The 18,641-nt window shown below is 69.5% G+C and carries 18 protein-coding genes; 9 read left to right on the top strand and 9 right to left on the bottom strand.

Features of this window, described 5'->3' with window-relative positions; translation table 11 throughout:
• The first annotated feature begins 43 nt into the window (after positions 1 to 43).
• Positions 44 to 1,345 carry an acyl-CoA dehydrogenase family protein gene (locus tag ACWDSJ_RS11640; protein WP_450031308.1) on the top strand — a complete coding sequence of 434 codons (1,302 nt, stop codon included), beginning with the start codon at positions 44 to 46 and terminating at the stop codon, positions 1,343 to 1,345.
• Positions 1,345 to 2,361: a phosphotransferase family protein gene (locus ACWDSJ_RS11635; protein WP_450031306.1), complete on the top strand. Its 1,017-nt coding sequence runs from the start codon at positions 1,345 to 1,347 to the stop codon at positions 2,359 to 2,361. The genes ACWDSJ_RS11640 and ACWDSJ_RS11635 overlap by 1 nt, the downstream gene beginning before the upstream one ends.
• A gap of 108 nt (positions 2,362 to 2,469) precedes the next feature.
• Here the strand turns inward: ACWDSJ_RS11635 and ACWDSJ_RS11630 are convergent, their stop codons facing one another.
• Both ACWDSJ_RS11630 and ACWDSJ_RS11625 read right to left on the bottom strand, forming a co-directional pair.
• Complete coding sequence (locus tag ACWDSJ_RS11630) at positions 2,470 to 3,426, bottom strand: LLM class F420-dependent oxidoreductase (protein WP_450031304.1); 957 nt, start codon at positions 3,424 to 3,426, stop codon at positions 2,470 to 2,472.
• 27 nt (positions 3,427 to 3,453) lie between these two features.
• Positions 3,454 to 4,827, bottom strand: coding sequence for an XdhC family protein (locus ACWDSJ_RS11625; protein ID WP_450031302.1), 1,374 nt, complete (start codon positions 4,825 to 4,827; stop codon positions 3,454 to 3,456).
• Positions 4,828 to 4,978: 151 nt separating this feature from the next.
• Between ACWDSJ_RS11625 and ACWDSJ_RS11620 the strand changes: the two genes are divergently transcribed.
• From ACWDSJ_RS11620 to ACWDSJ_RS11605, 4 genes are read left to right on the top strand one after another with little or no spacing between them, the layout of a single operon-like run.
• Positions 4,979 to 7,312, top strand: a complete 2,334-nt coding sequence (locus ACWDSJ_RS11620; RefSeq protein WP_450031300.1) for a xanthine dehydrogenase family protein molybdopterin-binding subunit — start codon at positions 4,979 to 4,981, stop codon at positions 7,310 to 7,312.
• Positions 7,309 to 8,184 carry an FAD binding domain-containing protein gene (locus ACWDSJ_RS11615; protein ID WP_450031298.1) on the top strand — a complete coding sequence of 292 codons (876 nt, stop codon included), beginning with the start codon at positions 7,309 to 7,311 and terminating at the stop codon, positions 8,182 to 8,184. The genes ACWDSJ_RS11620 and ACWDSJ_RS11615 overlap by 4 nt, the downstream gene beginning before the upstream one ends.
• Positions 8,177 to 8,680: a (2Fe-2S)-binding protein gene (locus ACWDSJ_RS11610; RefSeq protein WP_450031296.1), complete on the top strand. Its 504-nt coding sequence runs from the start codon at positions 8,177 to 8,179 to the stop codon at positions 8,678 to 8,680. Before ACWDSJ_RS11615 ends, ACWDSJ_RS11610 begins: the two co-directional genes overlap by 8 nt.
• Complete coding sequence (locus tag ACWDSJ_RS11605) at positions 8,677 to 9,351, top strand: SRPBCC family protein (protein ID WP_450031294.1); 675 nt, start codon at positions 8,677 to 8,679, stop codon at positions 9,349 to 9,351. Before ACWDSJ_RS11610 ends, ACWDSJ_RS11605 begins: the two co-directional genes overlap by 4 nt.
• A 52-nt stretch (positions 9,352 to 9,403) precedes the next feature.
• Here ACWDSJ_RS11605 and ACWDSJ_RS11600 read toward each other — a convergent pair whose 3' ends face one another.
• Positions 9,404 to 9,895, bottom strand: coding sequence for a hypothetical protein (locus ACWDSJ_RS11600; protein ID WP_450031293.1), 492 nt, complete (start codon positions 9,893 to 9,895; stop codon positions 9,404 to 9,406).
• Between the two features lie 44 nt (positions 9,896 to 9,939).
• On the opposite strand from ACWDSJ_RS11600, the gene ACWDSJ_RS11595 reads away from it, so the two are divergent.
• Genes ACWDSJ_RS11595 through ACWDSJ_RS11585 form a run of 3 tightly spaced genes read left to right on the top strand, consistent with a single transcriptional unit; the run spans position 9,940 to position 11,599 of the window.
• Positions 9,940 to 10,224 (top strand): hypothetical protein, encoded by a 285-nt coding sequence (locus ACWDSJ_RS11595; RefSeq protein WP_450031291.1) that lies wholly within the window; start codon positions 9,940 to 9,942, stop codon positions 10,222 to 10,224.
• Entirely contained in the window at positions 10,224 to 10,772 is a 549-nt protein-coding gene (locus ACWDSJ_RS11590) for a DUF6879 family protein (protein WP_450031289.1), read from the top strand. Before ACWDSJ_RS11595 ends, ACWDSJ_RS11590 begins: the two co-directional genes overlap by 1 nt.
• On the top strand, positions 10,769 to 11,599 hold the full coding sequence (locus tag ACWDSJ_RS11585) for a helix-turn-helix domain-containing protein (protein WP_450031287.1): 831 nt from the start codon (positions 10,769 to 10,771) through the stop codon (positions 11,597 to 11,599). Before ACWDSJ_RS11590 ends, ACWDSJ_RS11585 begins: the two co-directional genes overlap by 4 nt.
• Before the next feature lie 24 nt (positions 11,600 to 11,623).
• Here ACWDSJ_RS11585 and ACWDSJ_RS11580 read toward each other — a convergent pair whose 3' ends face one another.
• Genes ACWDSJ_RS11580 through ACWDSJ_RS11555 form a run of 6 tightly spaced genes read right to left on the bottom strand, consistent with a single transcriptional unit; the run spans position 11,624 to position 18,635 of the window.
• The gene (locus tag ACWDSJ_RS11580) at positions 11,624 to 13,045 is read right to left on the bottom strand and encodes an MCE family protein (RefSeq protein ID WP_450031563.1); all 1,422 of its coding nucleotides are present in this window, start codon (positions 13,043 to 13,045) and stop codon (positions 11,624 to 11,626) included.
• Positions 13,046 to 13,047: 2 nt separating this feature from the next.
• The gene (locus tag ACWDSJ_RS11575; protein ID WP_450031285.1) at positions 13,048 to 14,190 is read right to left on the bottom strand and encodes an MCE family protein; all 1,143 of its coding nucleotides are present in this window, start codon (positions 14,188 to 14,190) and stop codon (positions 13,048 to 13,050) included.
• Between the two features lie 2 nt (positions 14,191 to 14,192).
• Complete coding sequence (locus ACWDSJ_RS11570; protein ID WP_450031283.1) at positions 14,193 to 15,431, bottom strand: MCE family protein; 1,239 nt, start codon at positions 15,429 to 15,431, stop codon at positions 14,193 to 14,195.
• Positions 15,428 to 16,453 (bottom strand): MCE family protein, encoded by a 1,026-nt coding sequence (locus ACWDSJ_RS11565; protein ID WP_450031281.1) that lies wholly within the window; start codon positions 16,451 to 16,453, stop codon positions 15,428 to 15,430. Before ACWDSJ_RS11565 ends, ACWDSJ_RS11570 begins: the two co-directional genes overlap by 4 nt.
• A gap of 2 nt (positions 16,454 to 16,455) precedes the next feature.
• The gene (locus ACWDSJ_RS11560) at positions 16,456 to 17,478 is read right to left on the bottom strand and encodes an MCE family protein (protein WP_450031279.1); all 1,023 of its coding nucleotides are present in this window, start codon (positions 17,476 to 17,478) and stop codon (positions 16,456 to 16,458) included.
• Positions 17,475 to 18,635: an MCE family protein gene (locus ACWDSJ_RS11555; RefSeq protein ID WP_450031277.1), complete on the bottom strand. Its 1,161-nt coding sequence runs from the start codon at positions 18,633 to 18,635 to the stop codon at positions 17,475 to 17,477. Before ACWDSJ_RS11555 ends, ACWDSJ_RS11560 begins: the two co-directional genes overlap by 4 nt.
• Positions 18,636 to 18,641: the final 6 nt, after the last annotated feature.

The raw sequence follows: 18,641 nt of genomic DNA, 5'->3' as shown, positions 1-18,641 counted from the left end.
ATTCTGAAGTTTAAGAATGATATTCTTCGACAGGAAGTGCGTCATGGCATGGGATTTCGAGACCGATCCGGACTTCCAGGCGAAGCTCGACTGGGCGGACGCGTTCGTCCGCGACGAGGTCGAGCAGCTGGATCTGGTCTGGCCGGGTGAGCAGTTCACCCCCTTGACCGGCAAACGACGCGAGGCGATCGAACCGCTCAAACGGGCGGTGCGCGAGCAAGGACTGTGGGCGACCCACCTCGGCCCCGACCTGGGCGGGCAGGGGTACGGGCAGCTGAAACTGGCCCTGCTCAACGAGATTCTGGGCCGCTCGTCGTGGGCGCCGATCGTGTTCGGCTGTCAGGCGCCCGACACCGGCAATGCCGAGATCATCGCCCACTACGGCACTCCCGACCAGCGGCACCGGTATCTGCGCCCGCTGCTCGAGGGGGAGATCTTCTCCTGCTACTCGATGACCGAGCCGCAGGCCGGGGCGGATCCGACGCGCTTCGAGACGCGGGCCGTGCGCGACGGCGAGGACTGGGTGATCGACGGCTGGAAGTTCTTCTCCTCCAACGCGCGCACGGCCGCGTTCCTGATCGTCATGGCGGTGACGAACCCGGATGTGGCCGCGCACCAAGGGATGTCGATGTTCCTGGTGCCCGCCGACACTCCCGGGGTGCGGATCGTGCGCAATGTCGGGCTCTACGGGGAGCCGCTGGACGAGGGCACGCATGCGCTCATCCACTACGACAACGTCCGGGTTCCGGCGGAGGCGCTGCTCGGCGGGGAGGGGCAGGCGTTCGTCATCGCGCAGACGCGGCTCGGCGGGGGTCGCATCCACCACGCCATGCGCACGATCGGGCTGGCGCGCAAGGCCCTGGACATGCTGTGCGAGCGGGCGCTGAGCCGCGAGACGGCGGGCAGCCGCCTGGCCGACAAGCAGTACGTGCAGGGCTATATCGCCGACTCCTACGCGCAGCTCACCCAGTTCCGGCTGTTCGTGCTCTACACCGCGTGGGAGATCGACAAGTACAACGACTACAAGAAGGTGCGCAAGGACATCGCCGCGGTGAAGACGGTCATGCCGACCGTGCTGCACGACATCGCGTGGCGGGCCATGCAGGTGCACGGGGCGCTGGGGGTGAGCAACGAGGTGCCGCTGTTCACCATGATCCACGGGGCGGCCGTCATGGGGCTGGCCGACGGGCCCACCGAGGTGCACAAGACGACCGTTGCGAAACAGGTGCTGCGCGACCATGTTCCGAGCCCGGGGCGGTGGCCGACGGAGTGGATTCCGGGCAGGCTCGAGGCGGCTCGGGTCAAGCTCGCGGACTATCTGGATCGGGAAGCGGGGAATCTGTGATGGATCTGCAACGACTCGGTGCCTGGATGGACGAGGCGGGCCTGCCCGGGGCGGGGGCGCCGGTGTCGGCGCGGCTGTTGTCCGGGGGCGCGCAGAACGAGATCTACGCGATCGAGCGTGATGGCGAGCGGTGTGTGCTGCGCATTCCGCCTGCGGCCGCGCCCGCCGAGCGGGACAAGGGGATTCTGCGGGAGTGGCGGATCATTCGGGCGCTGGACGGGAGCGAGGTGCCGCATACGCGCGCGGTCGCCGTGTGCGACGACGCGGGGGTGTTGGGGCGGCCGTTCTATCTGATGGGGTTTGTGGACGGCTGGTCGCCCATGGACCATCGGAACTGGCCCGCGCCCTTCGATACCGATCTCGGCGCCCGGGCGGGGCTGGGGTATCAGTTGGTCGAGGGGATCGCTTTGTTGTCGAAGGTGGATTGGCGGGCGCGCGGGCTGCACGATCTGGGGCGGCCCGAGGGGTTCCATGAGCGTCAAGTCGACCGGTGGACAAGCCTTTTCGAGCGGATCAAGGGGCGCGAGCTCGACGGGATGGATGTGGCGACGGCGTGGTTGCGGGCGCATCGGCCGTTGGATTACGTGCCGGGGCTCATGCACGGCGATTACCAGTTCGCGAATGTCATGTTCGCCGACGGCGCGCCCGCGCGGCTCGCGGCGATCGTGGACTGGGAGATGGGGACGGTCGGCGATCCGAAACTCGATCTGGCCTGGATGTTGGAGGGCTGGCCCGCCGACACCTCCGCGCCCGAGGCGGCCACCGCGAGTTACGTGAATCTGCAAGGCATGCCGTCGCGCGAGGCCCTCGCCGCCCACTACGCGGACGTCTCCGGCCGCCAGGTCGACGACCTCGACTACTACCTCATCCTCGCCAAATGGAAACTCGCCATCGTCCTCGAACGCGGCTACCAACGCGCAGGCGACAACGAAAAACTCCAAGCCTTCGGCCCCCTCGTCCCCACCCTCATGCGCACCGCCGCCGACCTGGCCGAAACCACCACCTACCCCAGCTGAACCAACCCCAGCCGCACCCTTTATTCGCATCCGCACCCCTTGTAGGGCCATGCAAGGGGTGCGGATTCAAATAAAGGGTGCGGCTGGGTTGCCTGGGCTTTGGGGGGGTCAGCGTAGGTCGTGGGCTAGGTGGGCCAGGAGGGTTCGGGTGCGTTGTTTGGAGGCGATGAGGGCGTCTCGGGTTTCGCCGAGGGGGAGGAGGCGGATGGAGAGGTCGGTGGCGCCGGCGTCGGCGTAGCGGCGGAGGGCGGTGCGGATGGTTTCCTCGTCTCCGGCTACGCAGAGGTCGCCGATGTCGCGGGCGTCGCCGCGGTCGAGGAGTTTCTGGTAGTTGGGGGAGATCTCGGCCTCGCCGAGGATGCGGTTGGCTCGGGCTCGGGCGGCGTCGACTTCGCTGGGGGCGCACAGGCATACGGGGAGGCCCGCGACGATGCGGGGGGCGGGGCGGCCCGCGTCGGCGGCGGCCTTGGTGATGCGGGGGACGACGTGGTCGGCGATGGCGCGCTCGTCGGCCATCCAGAGGATCGTGCCGTCGGCGTGCTCGCCCGCCAGGCGCAGCATGACCGGGCCGAGGGCCGCCACCAGGACCGGTAGCGGGGCGACCGGGCCGAGGTCGAGGGGGTTGTTCACGGTGAAGGTGTCGTTCGACACCTCGACCGTGCCGGGGCCGCGCAGCGCGGCGTCGAGGACCTCGAGGTAGTCGCGGGTATAGGCGGCGGGGCGCTCGTAGGGCAGGCCCAGCATGTCGCGCACGATCCAGTGATGCGAGGGGCCGATGCCGAGGCTGAGCCTGCCCCCGGCCGCGGCGTGCGCCGAAAGCGCTTGGCGCGCCAGGGCTATGGGGTGCTGGGCCGCCAGAGGCACGACCGCCGTGCCCAATTCGATGCGCGAGGTCCGCAATCCCATGGCCGCGACGGTGATCAACGCGTCGAAGTCGGTCGGTATCTGCGGGATCCACGCCGTATCCAGGCCCGCCGACTCCGCCCACTCGATATCGCGCAGCATCCGTTCGAGCTTGCGTGCCGAATCGCCCTTCTCGGGCCCGATCATCACTCCGATGCGCACTGTTCCTCCGATGTCGTTGTGCAATGGTCAGCTCGCGGCCGCGCGCTCGCGGCCGACGGGATGGATGGGCCGCTCGGTGGCCGACAGCGGCCGGGTGGAACCGCCGCGCCGCACGGCCACGATCTCCGCGCCGATGGCGACCGCCGTCTCCTCCGGTGTGCGCCCGCCCAATTCGAGGCCGATGGGCGAAAACAACCGGCGCAGTTGGCTTTCCGTGACCCCCGCCTCGCGCAGCCGGGCGCGCCGCTCGCGGTCGACGCGGCGCGACCCCATCGCGCCCACATACGCCACCGGCAGCCGTAACGCCTCCACGAGCACAGGGATGTCGAATTTCGGATCGTGGGTGAGCACGCACAGCACGGTCCGCGCGTCCACCTCCGTCTCCCGCAGATACCGGTCCGGCCACCGCGCCACCACCTCGTCGGCGTCGGGCAGCCGCGCCGGATCCGCGAACACCGGCCGCGCCTCGCACACGGTCACCCGATACCCGAGCAGCCGCCCCACCCGGCACAGCGCCGACGCGAAATCCGTTGCCCCGAACACGATCATGCGCGGCGCCGTCGCGAACGACGCCACGAACACCGTCCGCTCCCGATCCGCACACCCCACCACCCGCACCCCACTGACCCCGGCCTCCACCATCGCCCGCGCCTGCCCCACCAGGGCCGAATCAGCCCCCGCGCTGTCGAAGCCCGCCACTGGGTCCGGCCCCGCGCGACCCGGGTCCGAAGCCACCCCGCTGCCCGAATCAGCGTCACCGGCCGTCCGGAGATCCGGACCCGAGCCCGCCGAGCGGTCGAAATCCGGCGGCACAGAGCCAGGCTCCGCACCCCCGTCCGCCAGGCGACTCCGGCCCGGGTCCACCCCGCGATCCTCGCCCGGGGGCACGAAAGCGCAAGGTGCAGCATCCCCAGCCGCCACACGACCGGGACCGGACCCCGCAGTCCCCGCCCCTACGCGACCGAAACCCGCCTCCGCGACGATCACTCGGTCCGGCGTAACCGCCACGGCCGCACCGGTTTCCAAATCCGTGACCAGGGCGATCGGGCCCGGCTCGCGTAGGGCGGCCTCGAGGGGGGCGTAGTCGGCGGGGGTGATGCGGCGGATGAAGACGTCCAGTTCGCCGCCGCAGGTGAGGCCGACGGTGAAGGCGTCGGAGTCGGTGTAGCCGAAGCGGGTTCGGAGGGGGAGGCCGGTGGTGAGGACGCGTTGGCAGAGGTCGTGGACGGCGGCCTCGACGCAGCCGCCGGAGAGGCTGCCGCGGACGGCGCCCGAGGCATCGACGGCCATGGCCGTGCCGAGGGGGCGGGGGGCGCTGCCGGTCAGGCCGACGACGGTGGCGAGGGCGTAGGTGGCGCCGTCGGCATGCCAGCGCAGCAGGTGTGCGGCCAGGTCGCGCATGTTCCATCCTCGAGGGCCCGATCGGAGGCGAGAATGTGATTCTCGTCTATACTCATAGTACATTTTCATTTTCGACATACATCACCTCGGCTCACGGTGAACGGAGGATCGGCCCGATGGCTCGAATCAGGCCCGCGCGCGGGAGCGTGCGATGAGTCAGGCAACGACCACCGCGGGCGCCGTCGGCACCCGCGTCCCCCGCCTCGAGGATCTGCGCCTGCTCACGGGCGCGGGCACCTTCGTCGACGACGTCGTCCGGCCCGGCATGGGCCACGCGTGCTTCGTGCGCAGCCCGCACGCCCGCGCCCGCATCGAGCGGATCGACGTCACCGCGGCCCTCGCCCTCGACGGCGTGCTCGGCGTCTACACCGCCGCGGACCTGAACCCGGGCGTGCACGAGATCACCTATGCCCTGGACACTCCCGGCTTCCCGCCGGTCCCCCGCCCGCCGCTGGCCGATGCGGAGGTGCGCTTCGTCGGCGACCCCGTCGTGCTGGTCGTCGCCGTGAATCGCTACGTCGCCGAGGACGCCGCCGAACTGGTCCTGATCGACTACGACCCGCTGCCCCCGGTGGTCGACTACGAAACCGCCGCCACCGCCACCGAACTCGTGCACGCGGGCTTCCCCGGCAATTCCGCGGGCGGGCTGGGCGGCCGACCGCCCGCCGATCTGGCACCGGTCTTCGAGGCCGCCGCGCATGTGGTGCGCCGCACCATCTTTCAGCAGGCGTACGCGCCGGTGCCGATGGAGACCCGCGGCATCGTCGCGGAATGGTCGGCGAGCGTCGGCGAGCTGACGGTGTGGTCGTCGACCCAGTCCCCGCACGAGGTGCGCGGCTTCTTCTCCCGCCTGCTCGGCGTGGACGAGCACCGGGTGCGGGTGGTGGCGCGCGACACCGGCGGCGGTTTCGGGCAGAAGGTCGCGCCGGGCCGGGAGGAGACGTGCGTGGCGCTGGCCGCGCGTATGTTGCGCGGCGCGGTCAAGTGGATCGAGGACCGGCAGGAGAACCTCATGGCGGCGGGCATGTCCCGCCACGAACACGGCGAGGTCGCGATGGCCTTCGACGCCGACGGCCGCATCCTCGCCGCCACCATCGAGCACGTGCAGAACGTCGGGGCCTATCCGATCCCGTCGCCGCTGACCGCCTCGATCGCCGTCGGGATGCTGTTCCCCGGCCCGTACAAGGTGGCCGAGGCCGGGTTCAGCACGGCGTCGGTCTACACCAATACCGTTGGGCGCGTGGCGTATCGGGGCCCGTGGCAGTTCGAATCGGTCTCCCGCGAGGTGCTGCTCGACGCCGCGGCCCGGCAGATCGGCATGGATCCGGTGGAACTGCGGCGGCGCAATATGCTCGGCCGGGACGATATGCCGACCGCCAATCCCAACGGCATGCCCTATTCCGACGCCACCCCGCGCGAGACCTTCGAACAGGCGCTGGCGATGCTGGACTACGACGCCTTCCGCGCCGAACAGCGCCGCGCCCGCGCCGAGGGCCGGTACCTCGGCGTGGGCACGTGCACCTACGTCGAACCCACCACGGGCAGTACGCCCTTCCTGAGCACCGAGGGCGCGACCATCCGGATCGCCCCGACCGGCAAGGTGAACGTCTACGTGTCCGGCGGTTCGGCGGGCAACAGCCTCGAGACCACGGTCGTGCAGCTCACCGCCGACGCTCTCGGCGTCGACCTCGACGACGTGCACACCATCCAGGGCGACACCGCGGTGGCCCCGGTCGGCGGCGGCACCAACGGCAGCCGCTCCGGATCCATGACCGCGGGCGCGATCGCCGAGACGGCGAAGGTGTTGCGCGAGCGCGTCCTCGCCATCGCCGCGCACGAACTCGGCGTGGCCGTCGATCGGGTGGAGTTCGCGCACGGCCGCGCCAGCACCTCCGGATCCGACAGGACGGTGACGCTGGCCGAGATCGCCCAGATCGCCTACCACCGGACCGAGGCGTTACCGCCCGGCGTCCCACCGGGTTTGGAGGCCACCGGCCGGCATCGCGCCGAGGCGATGATGATCTGGGCCAACGCCACTCACGTGTGCACGTGCGAGGTCGACATCGAGACCGGCGCGGTGACACTGCTGCGTTACATCGTCAGCGAGGACGTGGGTCCGATGATCAATCCGAATGTGGTGGAGGGCCAGATTCACGGCGGCACCGTGCAGGGCATCGGGGGCGCGCTCTACGAGCATCTGGCCTACGACGACGACGGCAACCCGGTCGCCACGACCTTCCTCGACTATCTGATGCCGACGGCCGCGGAGGCGCCGACCATCGAGATCGGGCATGTGCAGACCCGCAGCGCCGGGCCCGGCGGATTCAAGGGCGTCGGCGAGGGCGGGGCGATCGGCTCGACGCCCGCCGTGCTCAATGCGGTCGCCGACGCGCTGTCCCCGTTCGGGGTGGAGATCTCCCGGCTGCCGCTGTCGCCCGCGCGGATCGTGGCCATGCTCGACGAGGCGAAGGGGGTGGCCGAGTGAAACCCGCGGTCTTCGAATACCACGCCCCGGCCACCACCGACGAAACCGTCGCGCTGCTGGCCGAATTCGGCGACGAGGCCAAACTCCTCGCCGGGGGTCAGAGCCTGGTGCCGATGCTGGCGCTGCGGCTGGCCGCCTTCGAGCACCTCATCGATCTGCGCGGGCTCGACGAGTTGCGCGGCATCGAGTCGACACCGGACGCGGTGCGCGTGGCCGCCACGACGACGCACGCCGAGGTCGGGCGCTCGGCGGAGATCCGGGGGCGGGTGCCGCTGCTGAACCGGGCGACACCGCTGATCGGGCATTTCCAGATCCGCAATCGCGGCACCCTCGGCGGGGCGGTCGCGCACGCCGACGCCGCGGGCGAATATCCCACGGTCGCACTGACTCTCGACGCCGAGATCGAGACGCTGTCCCCGCGGGGGCGGCGGGTGATCCCCGCGGCGGAGTTCTTCACCGGCATGTGGACCACCGCGATGGAACCCGACGAACTGCTCACCGGCGTCGTATTCCCGGTGTGGCGGGGGCGGTGCGGTTTCGCCATCGAGGAATTCGCCCGGCGCAGTGGCGATTTCGCCATGGCCGGGGCCGCGGTGGCGGTGCGGCTGGATGCGGATTCGCAGGTCGAGCGCTGCGCGATCGGGCTGTTCGGGCTGGCCCCGACGCCGGTGCGGGCGAGCGGGATCGAGGCCGAGGTGACCGGACGCGCGGTGGCGGAGGTGGATCCGGCCGAGCTGGGCCGGGCAGCGACCGCGGCGCTGTCGTCGGTCACCGGTGACGTGCACGGCTCGGCCGCCTACCGCAGGCGGCTCGGGGCGACCATGATGGCGCGCGCGTGGCGTCGCGCCGTTGAGGAGGCGGGCGATGACTGACGTCGAGATCGAGGTGCGCGTCAACGGGCGCGTGCGCCGCGACCGGGTTCCGGCGCGGCTGACCCTCGCCGACTATCTGCGCGAGACGTGCGGGCTGACCGGCACCCACCTGGGGTGCGAGCACGGCGTGTGCGGCGCGTGCTCGGTGCTGCTCGACGGGGAAGCGGTGCGCGCCTGCCTGATCTTCGCCGTGCAGGCCGACGGCGCGGAGCTGACCACGGTGGAGGGCCTCGCCGCCCCCGACGGGCGGCTCTCCCCCGTGCAACAGGCGTTCCGCGACGAGCACGGGCTCCAATGCGGTTTCTGCACACCGGGTTTCGTGGTGTCGGTGACCGCCTTCCTGCGCGAGCACCCCGATCCGTCCGAGGACGAGATCCGCGAGGGCTTGTCCGGAAACCTGTGCCGCTGCACCGGATATCAGGGCATCGTGCGCGCCGTCCGCGCCGCCGCCGACACCCTCGCCACCGAATCCGCTCCCGTCGAGGAGATCGCATGAAACTCGAGAACTCCTTCAGCATCCCGGTCCCCGCCGCCGACGCGTGGCCGGTCCTGCTGGACCTGGAACGCATCGCGCCCTGCGTGCCCGGAGCGGTGCTCACCTCCCGCGAGGGCGACGACTTCCACGGCAAGATCAAGGTCAAGCTGGGTCCGGTGGGGCTCACCTACACCGGCGTCATCAAGGTGCTCTCCCAGGACGAGCAGGCTAGGGTGGCCGTGCTCGAGGGGGGTGGGCGCGAAACGCGCGGCAACGGCACCGCGAAGGCGGTGGTCACCTGCCGGATGGTCGAGAACGGCGGTGCGACTGACGTTTTCGTGGAGACCGATCTGGCGATCACAGGCAAGCCCGCGCAGTTCGGCAGGGGGGTGCTGGCGGATGTGGCGGGGACGCTTATCGGGCGGTTCGCGGACAATCTGGCGGCTGAGATTTCGGCTTCGGTACCGGCGGATCCCGTTGCTGCGCAACGGGAACAGGGAGGGGGAACGCAACGGGAAGAGGGAGACGAAGGGCGAATCACCCCGGCCCGACCGGCGGCCGAGCCCATCGACCTCATCCGCGCGGCGGGGATGGGCGGCAATCGGGAACTGGGACTGACCGTCGCGGTCGTGGCCCTGGGTCTGCTGTCCCTGGTGTTGCTGTTGCTGCGGCGGCGGACAGACCGGACATAGCACGAGATCAAAGAGGACGTTCGGCGTCATCGCCATGATTCATGCGTGATATTCAGTTGGGGCGCTTCGCTTTTGGCTGGGGTGAGCGGCCGATGCCCGCGGTCTCCGGCGCTTGCCAGCGTTGCAGGCTCCGGGCGCCCACCGTGTACTCCTCGATGTCGCCGATCATCGGGCCCGCGCTGAGATCGACGTCGAAGGTGTCGGGCGCGGCTCCGGTGAGGGCGGCGATCATCTGCCGGGCGGTCGGCTCGATCGCCTTCTTGTCGTCGACCGGCGTCCACCGATCGACCGCGGGGACCTGGATCAGCCAGCGACTGCCGCAGCAATGAACCTTCACCAAGTATCGACGCACCGAAACGCACTCCTTCGATGTTGAGGTGGGGCAGTTCGGCACCAGGGATGAACAAGCCGAATGCGCTGTCCCGCGCGGGCTTTCGCTGATGCCGAGTGCCTGTTCGTCGATGCTGAAGCCCACCACTGTGGCGTGGCCACCGTTTTGCGCGTCTTTGCGCGCGACCTTGACCGACATCGCCGTGGACGTCACGATTTGCGTGCCCGCTCTTCCGCATTCCGCAAAGGGGCTCTGCCATGACCACACTTCGCTTGCTCGGGTCCGGCTCCGATCACGGCGCGTGTCCGGCCGTCTACGCCACCGACGACAACGGCCTCATCGTGCAGGGCGACCGGATCCCCGATGGGCACGCGGTCGCTGTCCCCCACCGGCTGCTCGATTGGCTCGAACCGGGCATGACGCTGCCCGTGGAAGCCACGAGCACCCCCGGCGTCATCTTGGTTCCCGGTACCCCTGCGACCGAGGACGTGCGTGGGCAGCTGACGCTCGATCCGCACGAAATCGCCGTCGAGGTGCGCTGATGCTCCACGTCAGCGGCGACGACATCTGGGCCCCGCTGTTTCGTCGGGCGCACAGCAGCGCCTTTCATCTCGAAGTGCGCGACAGCTACGCCGTGGCCGACGAAACCGAAGCGCTGCGCCGCTGGGCGGCCGGTGAGCCGTACGAACGCGAAGAGCAACCCGACTCCTGGCGGGCGTGGGATGAGCTGATGATCGAAACCGCCCGTCGCGGCGTCGCGCTCGAACGACTGCGGGTCGTCACCGTGCCGCACTCCGACTACGTGCGGTGGCTACTCGAGAACACCGACGACAACGTGGAAACCGGCGAAGACGTGCGCTGGCTCCCCCGCCATCTGGCTGAGCCGACGGCCATTCCCGGCGACGACTATTGGTTGTTCGACAGCGCCACGCTCGCGTTCACCACCTTCGACGAGGAAGGCGGCTTCATGGGCCTGTCGATCAGCACCGATCCTGGGCTGGCGGCATGGGCCGGTCACGCACGAGACATCCTGTGGCCCACGGGAATCGATCACGCCGCCTACGTCAAGAGCGAGTACGTCCAGGCGTGACCGATGTTCAGCGGGCGCGGGCGGCACTCGGCGCACGCCTTCGGGAGTTGCGCCGAGCCGCCCGCATGTCCGGCGTCGAGCTGGCGGCCGTCTGTGGCTGGCACTCGTCCAAGGTGTCGCGAATCGAGCACGGCAAGCAGAGCCCGACGGAAGAGGATGTGGCCCAGTGGTGTTCGGCCGTCGGCAATCTCTCCGTTCTCGATGATCTCGTCGCCTCGCTACGAAACGCGCAGGCGATGTATCTCGAATGGCAACGCGCGGTGGCGGCGGGGCACGCGCACCGACAGCGTCGATCCATCCAGCTCGAAGGCCGCACCAAGCTCATCCGCTGGTGGTCACCCGACGTCGTCCCCGGCCTACTGCAAACCGAACCCTACGCACGCGCCGTCCTCACGGCCTGTATCGCCGTCACCGCGGGAAGGAACGATCTCGACGAGGCGCTCACCGCCCGCATGCAACGCCAACACGTCCTGCACCGGGGCGAGCGTCGCTTCCACCTGATCGTCGGCGAATGGTCGCTCTACCGCACCGTCGGCGACGACGAGGTGATGCTCGGTCAACTCGCCCGCCTGACCGAGACGATCACCCATCCCCGTATACGACTCGGCATCCTCCCGCTGACCGCCGAATACCGCGTGCCCGCAACCAATTTCGTCATCTACGACCGCACCCGAGTCCAGACGGAGACGGTCAGTGCCGAACTGACCATCACCCAACCCTCGGAAATTGCCCTACACGAGAAGACCTTCGCCACTCTCGCCGCACAAGCCGCCTACCGGGACGACGCCCGCGCCCTGATCGCCCGAGCGATGCAAAGGCTCCGGTAATTCCGACACCTTGGCCGCTCCCCGTCAATGCGGCAGCATGTCCTTCCACACCTGCGGCTTCCCCCCTGCCAAATCGGTCTGCTCATAGAGCTTGCCGTCGGGCCCCACGTACTTGCCGGTGTTCGGGTCGTACTTCGCGACACCGATCGACGGACCCATCAGGTTGGCGGACCCTGGTGTGCGGGACTGCTCGTCCTGGGGGATGCCTTGTCCAGCCAGGCCCGGATCGTAGGGGTAGGGGCCGACTACCGGTTGCTCGTTGGCGACCGGCTCGTATTGTTGGTCGCTGTCGCACAATTCGGCTGTGGGGGCGCGTTTGTCAGGATGGCCGGCGCAGGGGTAGTTGCGGGCGCCGCGGACGGCTATCGGGGAGTCTTGGGGGAGTTTGCAGTACATGCCGTCGGGGGTGTCGAGGGTGGTGGTGTCGGCGGGGGAACGCCATTGGGAGGGTGGGAGGAAGCCGACGGTGCAGGCGGGGGGATCGGAGGTGCCGCTGAGGCGGAAGTCGCCGAGGCCCCAGCCGGAGGCGTTGTTGGTGGGGTGGACCGCCTCGATCATGGAGATGGCGGGGGGCAGCAGGACCAGGACCTGTTCGATATTGGCGTGGTAGGTCACGGCCAGCTGGCCCACGGTGGTCAGGTTGGCCAGCAGCACCGGGAGGGTGAGTTTCACCGAATCCAGCAGCTGCGCCACGTCGTGGGTGAAGCCGGGGCCGTTCTGCAACAGCGCTCGCACCCGCGGATCGTCGGCGACGAGCTGATCGGTGACCCCGGCCAGGCTGCGGCTCCAGATGCGGATCGCGTCCGCGGTGCGGGCCTGCGAATCGATCAGAGGCCCGCTGTCCTCCACGAGGGCGCGCGCGTTCTCCCCCACCCCGTTCAGGCCCGCGGCCACCTTGCCCGCCGAGGACAGCAGCGAATCCAGGTCGTAGCCACCGCCGTTCACGCCCCGGAACATCTCGTCGAGCAGCTCGTGCAGTTTGTCCTTGGGGATCGTGCCGACCAGGGCGCTGAGGCTGTCCAGCATCGGGCCGACCGGCTGCGGGATCGTGGTGTCGCGCCGCGCGATCACCGAACCGTCGTGCAGATACGGCCCGTTGTCGGTGCGCGGGCGCAACTCGACGTACTGTTCGCCGACCGCCGACACGCTGCGCACCTCGGCCTCGAGATCGGCTGGGATGCGCCACTTCTCGCCGATGGCGAGGGAGGCGCGCACCCCGTCGTGGGTGAGTTCGACGCTGGTGACCTTGCCGACCTCCACGCCACGATAGGTGACATTGCCGAACCGGTACAGCCCGCCCGCCGCGGGCAGATCCACCGCGACCCGGTAGGTGCTCATCCCGGTCAGCGCGGGCAGGCGCATGTACACCGTCGCCATGACCACGATCCCGATCACCGACAGGATCGCGAAGATGGTCAGCTGCATCCGGACGAAACGCGACAGCAGCATCAGCGGCCTCCCGAATTCCCCTGTGCGGGAGCGGGTTCGATGCCGACCGACAGCGGATCGCTGGTCTGGCGGGCGTACCCCGGATCCCCGATGGCCGCCTGCACCACCGCGGTCGGATCGCCGAGCGGGGTGCCGAGCAGCAGTTCGCGCCGCAATCGCGGGATGGTCAGATCCACCGTGGCGTCGAGATTGACGTAGTCGCCCTTGAGCGCGTGGTCGATGCCGTACTGCCCGTAGGGATAGGTGGTGGCGAACGCGATGGCTGAGTTGATGTCGGCGCCGACGTCGGCGAGCGAGTGCAGCGTCGGCTCCAGATGCCTCAGATCCGTGACCAGGTCGTCGCCGACGTCGGTGACGACCCCGGTCGCGGTGTCGCTGAAGGTCTTCAGCTTGTTCAGCGCGGTGACGATATCGGGCCGCGCGGCCAGCAGCGTGTCCAGCGCGGGCGGCAGCTTCTCCAGGGCGTCGGTGAGCACATCGCGCTGACCGGCGAATGTCGTTGCCAGCCTTTGTAATCCGGTGATGGTGGCGACGATGTTGTCGCGCTGGCCGTCGAGCGCGCCCATGAGGGTGTCGAGCCGGGTCAGCAGCGATCCGACGGTGTCCTGCCGCCCGGCGAACGCCTCGTTCAGTCCGTGGATGATGTCGCCGATCTGGCCGAGCCCGCCGCCGTTGACGACCACCGACAGCGAGGCGAGAGTTTGTTCGGTGGACGGGTAGGTCGACGAGGAGTTCAGCGGGATCGTCGCCCCCGAGGACAGCCGTCCGGTGGGCGCGGCGCCGGACGGGGTGTTCAGCGCCAGATGACTCGAGCCCAGCAGGCTGGTCTGCCCGATCATCGCCACCGCGTTCGCGGGCACGACCGTGCCGGGCCGGATCCACACCTCCACCTCGGCGTGCCAGCCGCGCAGCGTGATCGCGCCGACGCTGCCGACCACCACATCATCGATCATGACCGGCGAATTCGACACGAGCGTACCGACGTCCGCCATCTCGACGTGGAGCACGGTCGATCCGGATTCGTGCCCGGTCGCACCGGGCAACGGCAGCGAGTTCACCCCGTTCCAGCCGCAGCCCCCGGCGGTGAGCACCGCGCAGACGCCCAGCGTCAGCAGCAGCCGGCCGCGATGCGAGTCGGTCATGGTCAGCGCCTTCCGCCCGGGAGGAGGATGTCGCCCAGGCTCGGCGGCGGGGGCGCCGGGGTCCGGGTGTCGACCACCTTCGGGATGAGATCGGGCTCGGTGTAGATCAGGTTCTTCGGGTCCGCGGTGGGCCCGAGGATCGGATTCACCGGCAGCGGAAGGTAATTGAACGCCAGCATCTTCAGAAACGGCCCGAGGTATTCGCGACAGCGGTCGGCGGATTGTGCGGCGGTGGCGTTCTCCAGACTGGCGATGGCGGTGCACACGAACTGGACCGGGTTGGTGAAGTTGTTCAGCGTGAAAACGCCCGCCTCCGTACCGGTGTCGGGGTTGTAGATGTTGTAGAAGTTCGCCAGGCTCGTCGGGAACAGATGCAGCAGGTTCGCCAGATCGCCGCGATGGTCGACGAGGTTCTGGGTGACGTCCGCCAGCCGCCGCACCTGCTCACTCGCCTTGTCGCGGTTCTCGTTGACGAACCGCTGCACCTCGCCGATCGCGGTGGTCAGCGTCGTCAGCGCGGTGTCGAGTTCGGAGCGGCTGTCGTCGAGCACGCTGGTCAGCGAGGCCAGCCGGTTCTCGAACTGCACGATCTCGGTGTTGCTGTCGCGCAACGCCGTCACGAACCGCTGGAGATTCTCGATGATGTCGACGATGTTGCCGCTGCCGTCGGCGAGAATCCGTCCCACACCGGACAGCTGGGCCAGGGTCTGGCGCAGCTTGTCGCCGTTGCCCGCCAGCGCGTCGGCCGCGCTGTCGACGAACCGGCCGGTGGAGCTGCTCGCCAGCACGCTGTCGGGGCCCAGATCCGTTGCCAGCCGGGTCAATTGGGATTTGATCTCGTCCCATTCCACCGGCACCGCGGTCCGTTCGCGCGGGATGGTCGCGCCCGCGGCCAGCGTCGGCCCCGACCCGCGATAGGCCGGGGTGAGCTGCACGTAGCGCGCGGCGATGAGGCTCTGCGCGATGATGACCGCGCGCGCGTCGGCGGGCACGCGCAGCCCGCGGTCGACGTGCAGCACCATCTCGGTGCCGGTGCCGCGCGGTTCGATCGCGGCGATGGTGCCGACCTTCACCCCCGCCACCCGCACGTCGTCGCCGGGGTAGATGGCGGTCGCGGAGGCGAACACCGCGCGAATCGTGGTGGGCGCGAACATCTCCCGGCGCACGACCAGCGCTCCCGCCGCGACGACGGCGACGATGAGCACGGCCCCGGCGGCCCGCAGGATGCGACGGTTTCTCATCGGGGCGCCTCCGGTGCGGGAGTGGGGACCGGCAGCTGCCCGAACGCCTGATCGATGAACGGCTGGGTCAGCTCGGCGGGCAGCAGATTCGCGACGTAGGCGTTGTAGAACGGTCCGCTGGACACGATCTCGCCCTGGGTGAGCGTGACCTTCACCAGGCCGGGCAGCGCCGCGGAGATGCTGTCGCGGTTCTTCTCGAGCATGGCGGCCACCGAGTTCAGGTGGTCGAGCACGGGCCCGAGCCGCGCCTCGTTGTCGGCGACCAGTCCGGACAGCTGCCGCGACACGGCGGTCGTGTTGGCCAGCAGGTCCACGATCGCCTGCCGCCGCTCCGCGAGCACGCCGAGCAGCGAATTCGCGTTGAGCAACAGCGTGTTCAGCCGATCGCCGCGCTGGGCGAGGATGCCGCTGACGTCGGCGGTGGCGCCGAGCAGGGCGCGCAGCGCGGCGTCGCGGTCGTTGAGGGTGTGCGAGAGCTTGGTCAGCCCGTCCAGGGTCGGGCCCAGCTGCGGGGCGATGTGGTCGAGGGTGGACGACAGCAGATCCAGCGACTCGTTGAGCGCCTTGGTGTCGAAGTCGGTGACATTGCCGGTGAGGTCGCCGACCGCGTCGGTGAGCGAATACGGCGACGAGGTCCGCTCGGTGGGGATGACCGCGTGCGGGCGCAGCGTGCCCGACCCCTCGGAGACCACGGTCAGGATCCGTTTGCCCAGCAGCGAACCGGTTTTGATGTGCGCGGAGGTCCGGTCGCCGAGCCGGACGGTGCACTCGGTGGTGAACTCCACGTGCGCGTCGCCGTCGCGCAACGCCACCGTCGCGACCCTGCCCACCTTCACCCCCGACACGATGACGTCGTCGCCGACGGTGAGCCCGCCCGCCTCGGTGAACACCGCCTCGTAGCGAACCGTTGTGCCCCAGGCCAGTACGGCCTGGGACTGCAATCCGATCAGGATGACGCACACGATGACGACGATGCCGACCAGACCCTGACGGAACAGCTGACCGCCTCGATACTCGAGCATGACTAGGGCGCACACCTCCCCGCGTCCTGCTTGATCGCGGGCAGCACCACGACCTGGCCGGACGGATCGTTCACCCGGACGGTGATCTCGCACAGGTAGTACTGGATGAAGTTGCCGTAGGTGCCCGTGCGGGCCATCTTGCGGAAGTTCTCCGGGGCCTTCTGGATGGCGGTCTCCAGGGTTCCCTTGTCGCCGTCCAGCGCGGGCGCGAGCCGGGCGAGTTCGGCCACGCTGCCCGCCAACGGGTTTCGCGTCCGGGTGAGCAGATCGGCGATCGAGGCGGTGCCGGTGTCGAGCGCGGTGATGGCCGCGCCGATCGGATCGCGATCCCGCGACAACTCGGTGACCAACTGCTCGAGCCGGTCCACGGTCCCGGCGAACTGGTTGCCGTCCGCGGCCAGCGTCGCCATCACCGTGTTCAGGTTGTCGATCAGCTGCTGGATCACCGCGCTGTTGTCGGCGAGGGTGGTGGTGAACGACGCGGTCCGGGTCATCAGCGAATCGAGGGTGCCCTGCTTGCCCTGGACGGCCTCGAGCAGCGACCAGGTGAAGGCGTTCACCTCGCGCGAGTTCAGGCCCTGGATCACCGGTTTCAGCCCGCCCAGCAGCAGGTCCAGATCCAGTGCGGGCGTGGTGTTCTCGACCGGGATCCGCGCGCCGGGGCGCAGGATCGTCGTCGAGCCCGGTCCCTCGCTCAGTTCGAGGTACCGGTCCCCCACCAGGTTCAGGTAGCGGACCGCGACGTGGGTGCCGGTGGTGAGCGCGACGCCGCGGTCGGCGTCGAAGGTGACCGTCACGGTGTGGTCGGGCCGCAGCTCGATCCCTTTCACCGTGCCCACCCGCACCCCGGCGACGCGCACGGTGTTGCCCGCGCGCAGGCCCGAGGAGTCGGTGAACACCGCCGAGTAGCCGTTGGTGGAGCCGGTGCGGTAGTCGCCGAACACCAGGATCAGCACTCCCGACAGCACGACCATCACCGCGGCGAAGGCGCCGAACTTCAGCAGCGGGGCGTTGCGCCGCGTCATCGCGGCGCTCCGTTCGCCGGAATGCCCAGCAGCAGTTGCTGAATCGAGTCGACGTTGAGTTCCAGATCCCGGCGCGGATGCTCCCAGGGCGAGGCGCCGACGTCCGCGACGACGAACGGGGGCTTCCCCTCGTAGGGCACCGGAACCACCTCGCACTGCGGACCGCCGCTGGCCGCCACCTTGGGCAGATCCTGCGGGTATTGATACGGATACGTGCCGAACTGGAAGTTCGCCGAGATCGCGACGCCCTCCATCCGCGCCGGGGGCAGCCGGTACAGCTTCGCCAATCCGGCCATCGAGCAGTTCAGCGCGTCGCGGTACTCGTCGGTGAGTTCGGTGGTGGGCACCAGCAGCCGCAGCGTGGACGCGAGGCCCGCGTGGTTGTCGCCGAGCACCTGGGTTCCGGTGTCGGACAAGCCGATCAGGCCGGTCAGCAGGGCGTCGAGATTGTGCTGTTCGGCCACCAGGGTCTCGCTGATGCGCGCGGCGTTGCCCGCGGTGTCCAGCAGCGCGGGCGCGGCATCGGCGTAGGCGTTCACCACCGTCGGGGCCTGCACGAGATCGGTGTTCAACGCGAGCAGGCTCGGTTCGAGCTTCGCGAGGAACGCCTCGAGGTCGGTGAGCATCTGCCCGATGTGCTGGCCGCGGCCCTTGGTGGCGGCCGCGATGGCCCCGAGGGTCTCGTTCAGCTTCTCCGGTTCGATGCTGCCGAGCACCTGGGTGAGTTGTTCGAAGACCGTGTTGATCTCGACGGTCACATGGTCGGCGTCGAACACCTGACCCGCCGCGAGCGTGGCCCGGGCGGGCCGATCCGGCGGGATCAGTTGCACGAACTTCGCACCGAAGACGGTGGTGGAGGCGATGTCGACGGAGACGTCGGCGGGGATCATCCGCACCTGATTCGCTTGGATCGCAAGGTGGATCGCGGCCGTGCCGTCGGGGCGTTCGTCGATCGCGCTCACCCGGCCCACGGTCACCCCGCGCATCTCCACCTTCGCGTCGGGGTACATCACCAGCCCGGCGCGCCCGGCCAGCACCGTCACCGGGACGGTGTCGGTGAGCCCGCCGCGGAACAGCGTGATCGCGCCCGCGACGATCGCCACCACGGCGCCGATGGACAGCAGACCCAGCAAGGGCCGCAACACATTCGACAGCATCGCTCC

This window comes from Nocardia sp. NPDC003482 (assembly GCF_053588115.1).
The sequence above is the reverse complement of the archived record's forward strand: the minus strand, read 5'-3'. Positions and strand labels throughout refer to the sequence as shown.

Excerpts from the sequence above, each read along its gene's own strand:
- ACWDSJ_RS11640 (WP_450031308.1), top strand. The coding sequence starts at position 44 with ATGGCATGGGATTTCGAGACCGATCCGGACTTCCAGGCGAAGCTCGAC.
- ACWDSJ_RS11635 (WP_450031306.1), top strand. The coding sequence starts at position 1,345 with ATGGATCTGCAACGACTCGGTGCCTGGATGGACGAGGCGGGCCTGCCC.
- ACWDSJ_RS11625 (WP_450031302.1), bottom strand. The coding sequence starts at position 4,827 with ATGCGCGACCTGGCCGCACACCTGCTGCGCTGGCATGCCGACGGCGCC.
- ACWDSJ_RS11620 (WP_450031300.1), top strand. The coding sequence starts at position 4,979 with ATGAGTCAGGCAACGACCACCGCGGGCGCCGTCGGCACCCGCGTCCCC.
- ACWDSJ_RS11610 (WP_450031296.1), top strand. The coding sequence starts at position 8,177 with ATGACTGACGTCGAGATCGAGGTGCGCGTCAACGGGCGCGTGCGCCGC.
- ACWDSJ_RS11605 (WP_450031294.1), top strand. The coding sequence starts at position 8,677 with ATGAAACTCGAGAACTCCTTCAGCATCCCGGTCCCCGCCGCCGACGCG.
- ACWDSJ_RS11595 (WP_450031291.1), top strand. The coding sequence starts at position 9,940 with ATGACCACACTTCGCTTGCTCGGGTCCGGCTCCGATCACGGCGCGTGT.
- ACWDSJ_RS11590 (WP_450031289.1), top strand. The coding sequence starts at position 10,224 with ATGCTCCACGTCAGCGGCGACGACATCTGGGCCCCGCTGTTTCGTCGG.
- ACWDSJ_RS11575 (WP_450031285.1), bottom strand. The coding sequence starts at position 14,190 with ATGACCGACTCGCATCGCGGCCGGCTGCTGCTGACGCTGGGCGTCTGC.
- ACWDSJ_RS11570 (WP_450031283.1), bottom strand. The coding sequence starts at position 15,431 with ATGAGAAACCGTCGCATCCTGCGGGCCGCCGGGGCCGTGCTCATCGTC.
- ACWDSJ_RS11565 (WP_450031281.1), bottom strand. The coding sequence starts at position 16,453 with ATGCTCGAGTATCGAGGCGGTCAGCTGTTCCGTCAGGGTCTGGTCGGC.
- ACWDSJ_RS11560 (WP_450031279.1), bottom strand. The coding sequence starts at position 17,478 with ATGACGCGGCGCAACGCCCCGCTGCTGAAGTTCGGCGCCTTCGCCGCG.
- ACWDSJ_RS11555 (WP_450031277.1), bottom strand. The coding sequence starts at position 18,635 with ATGCTGTCGAATGTGTTGCGGCCCTTGCTGGGTCTGCTGTCCATCGGC.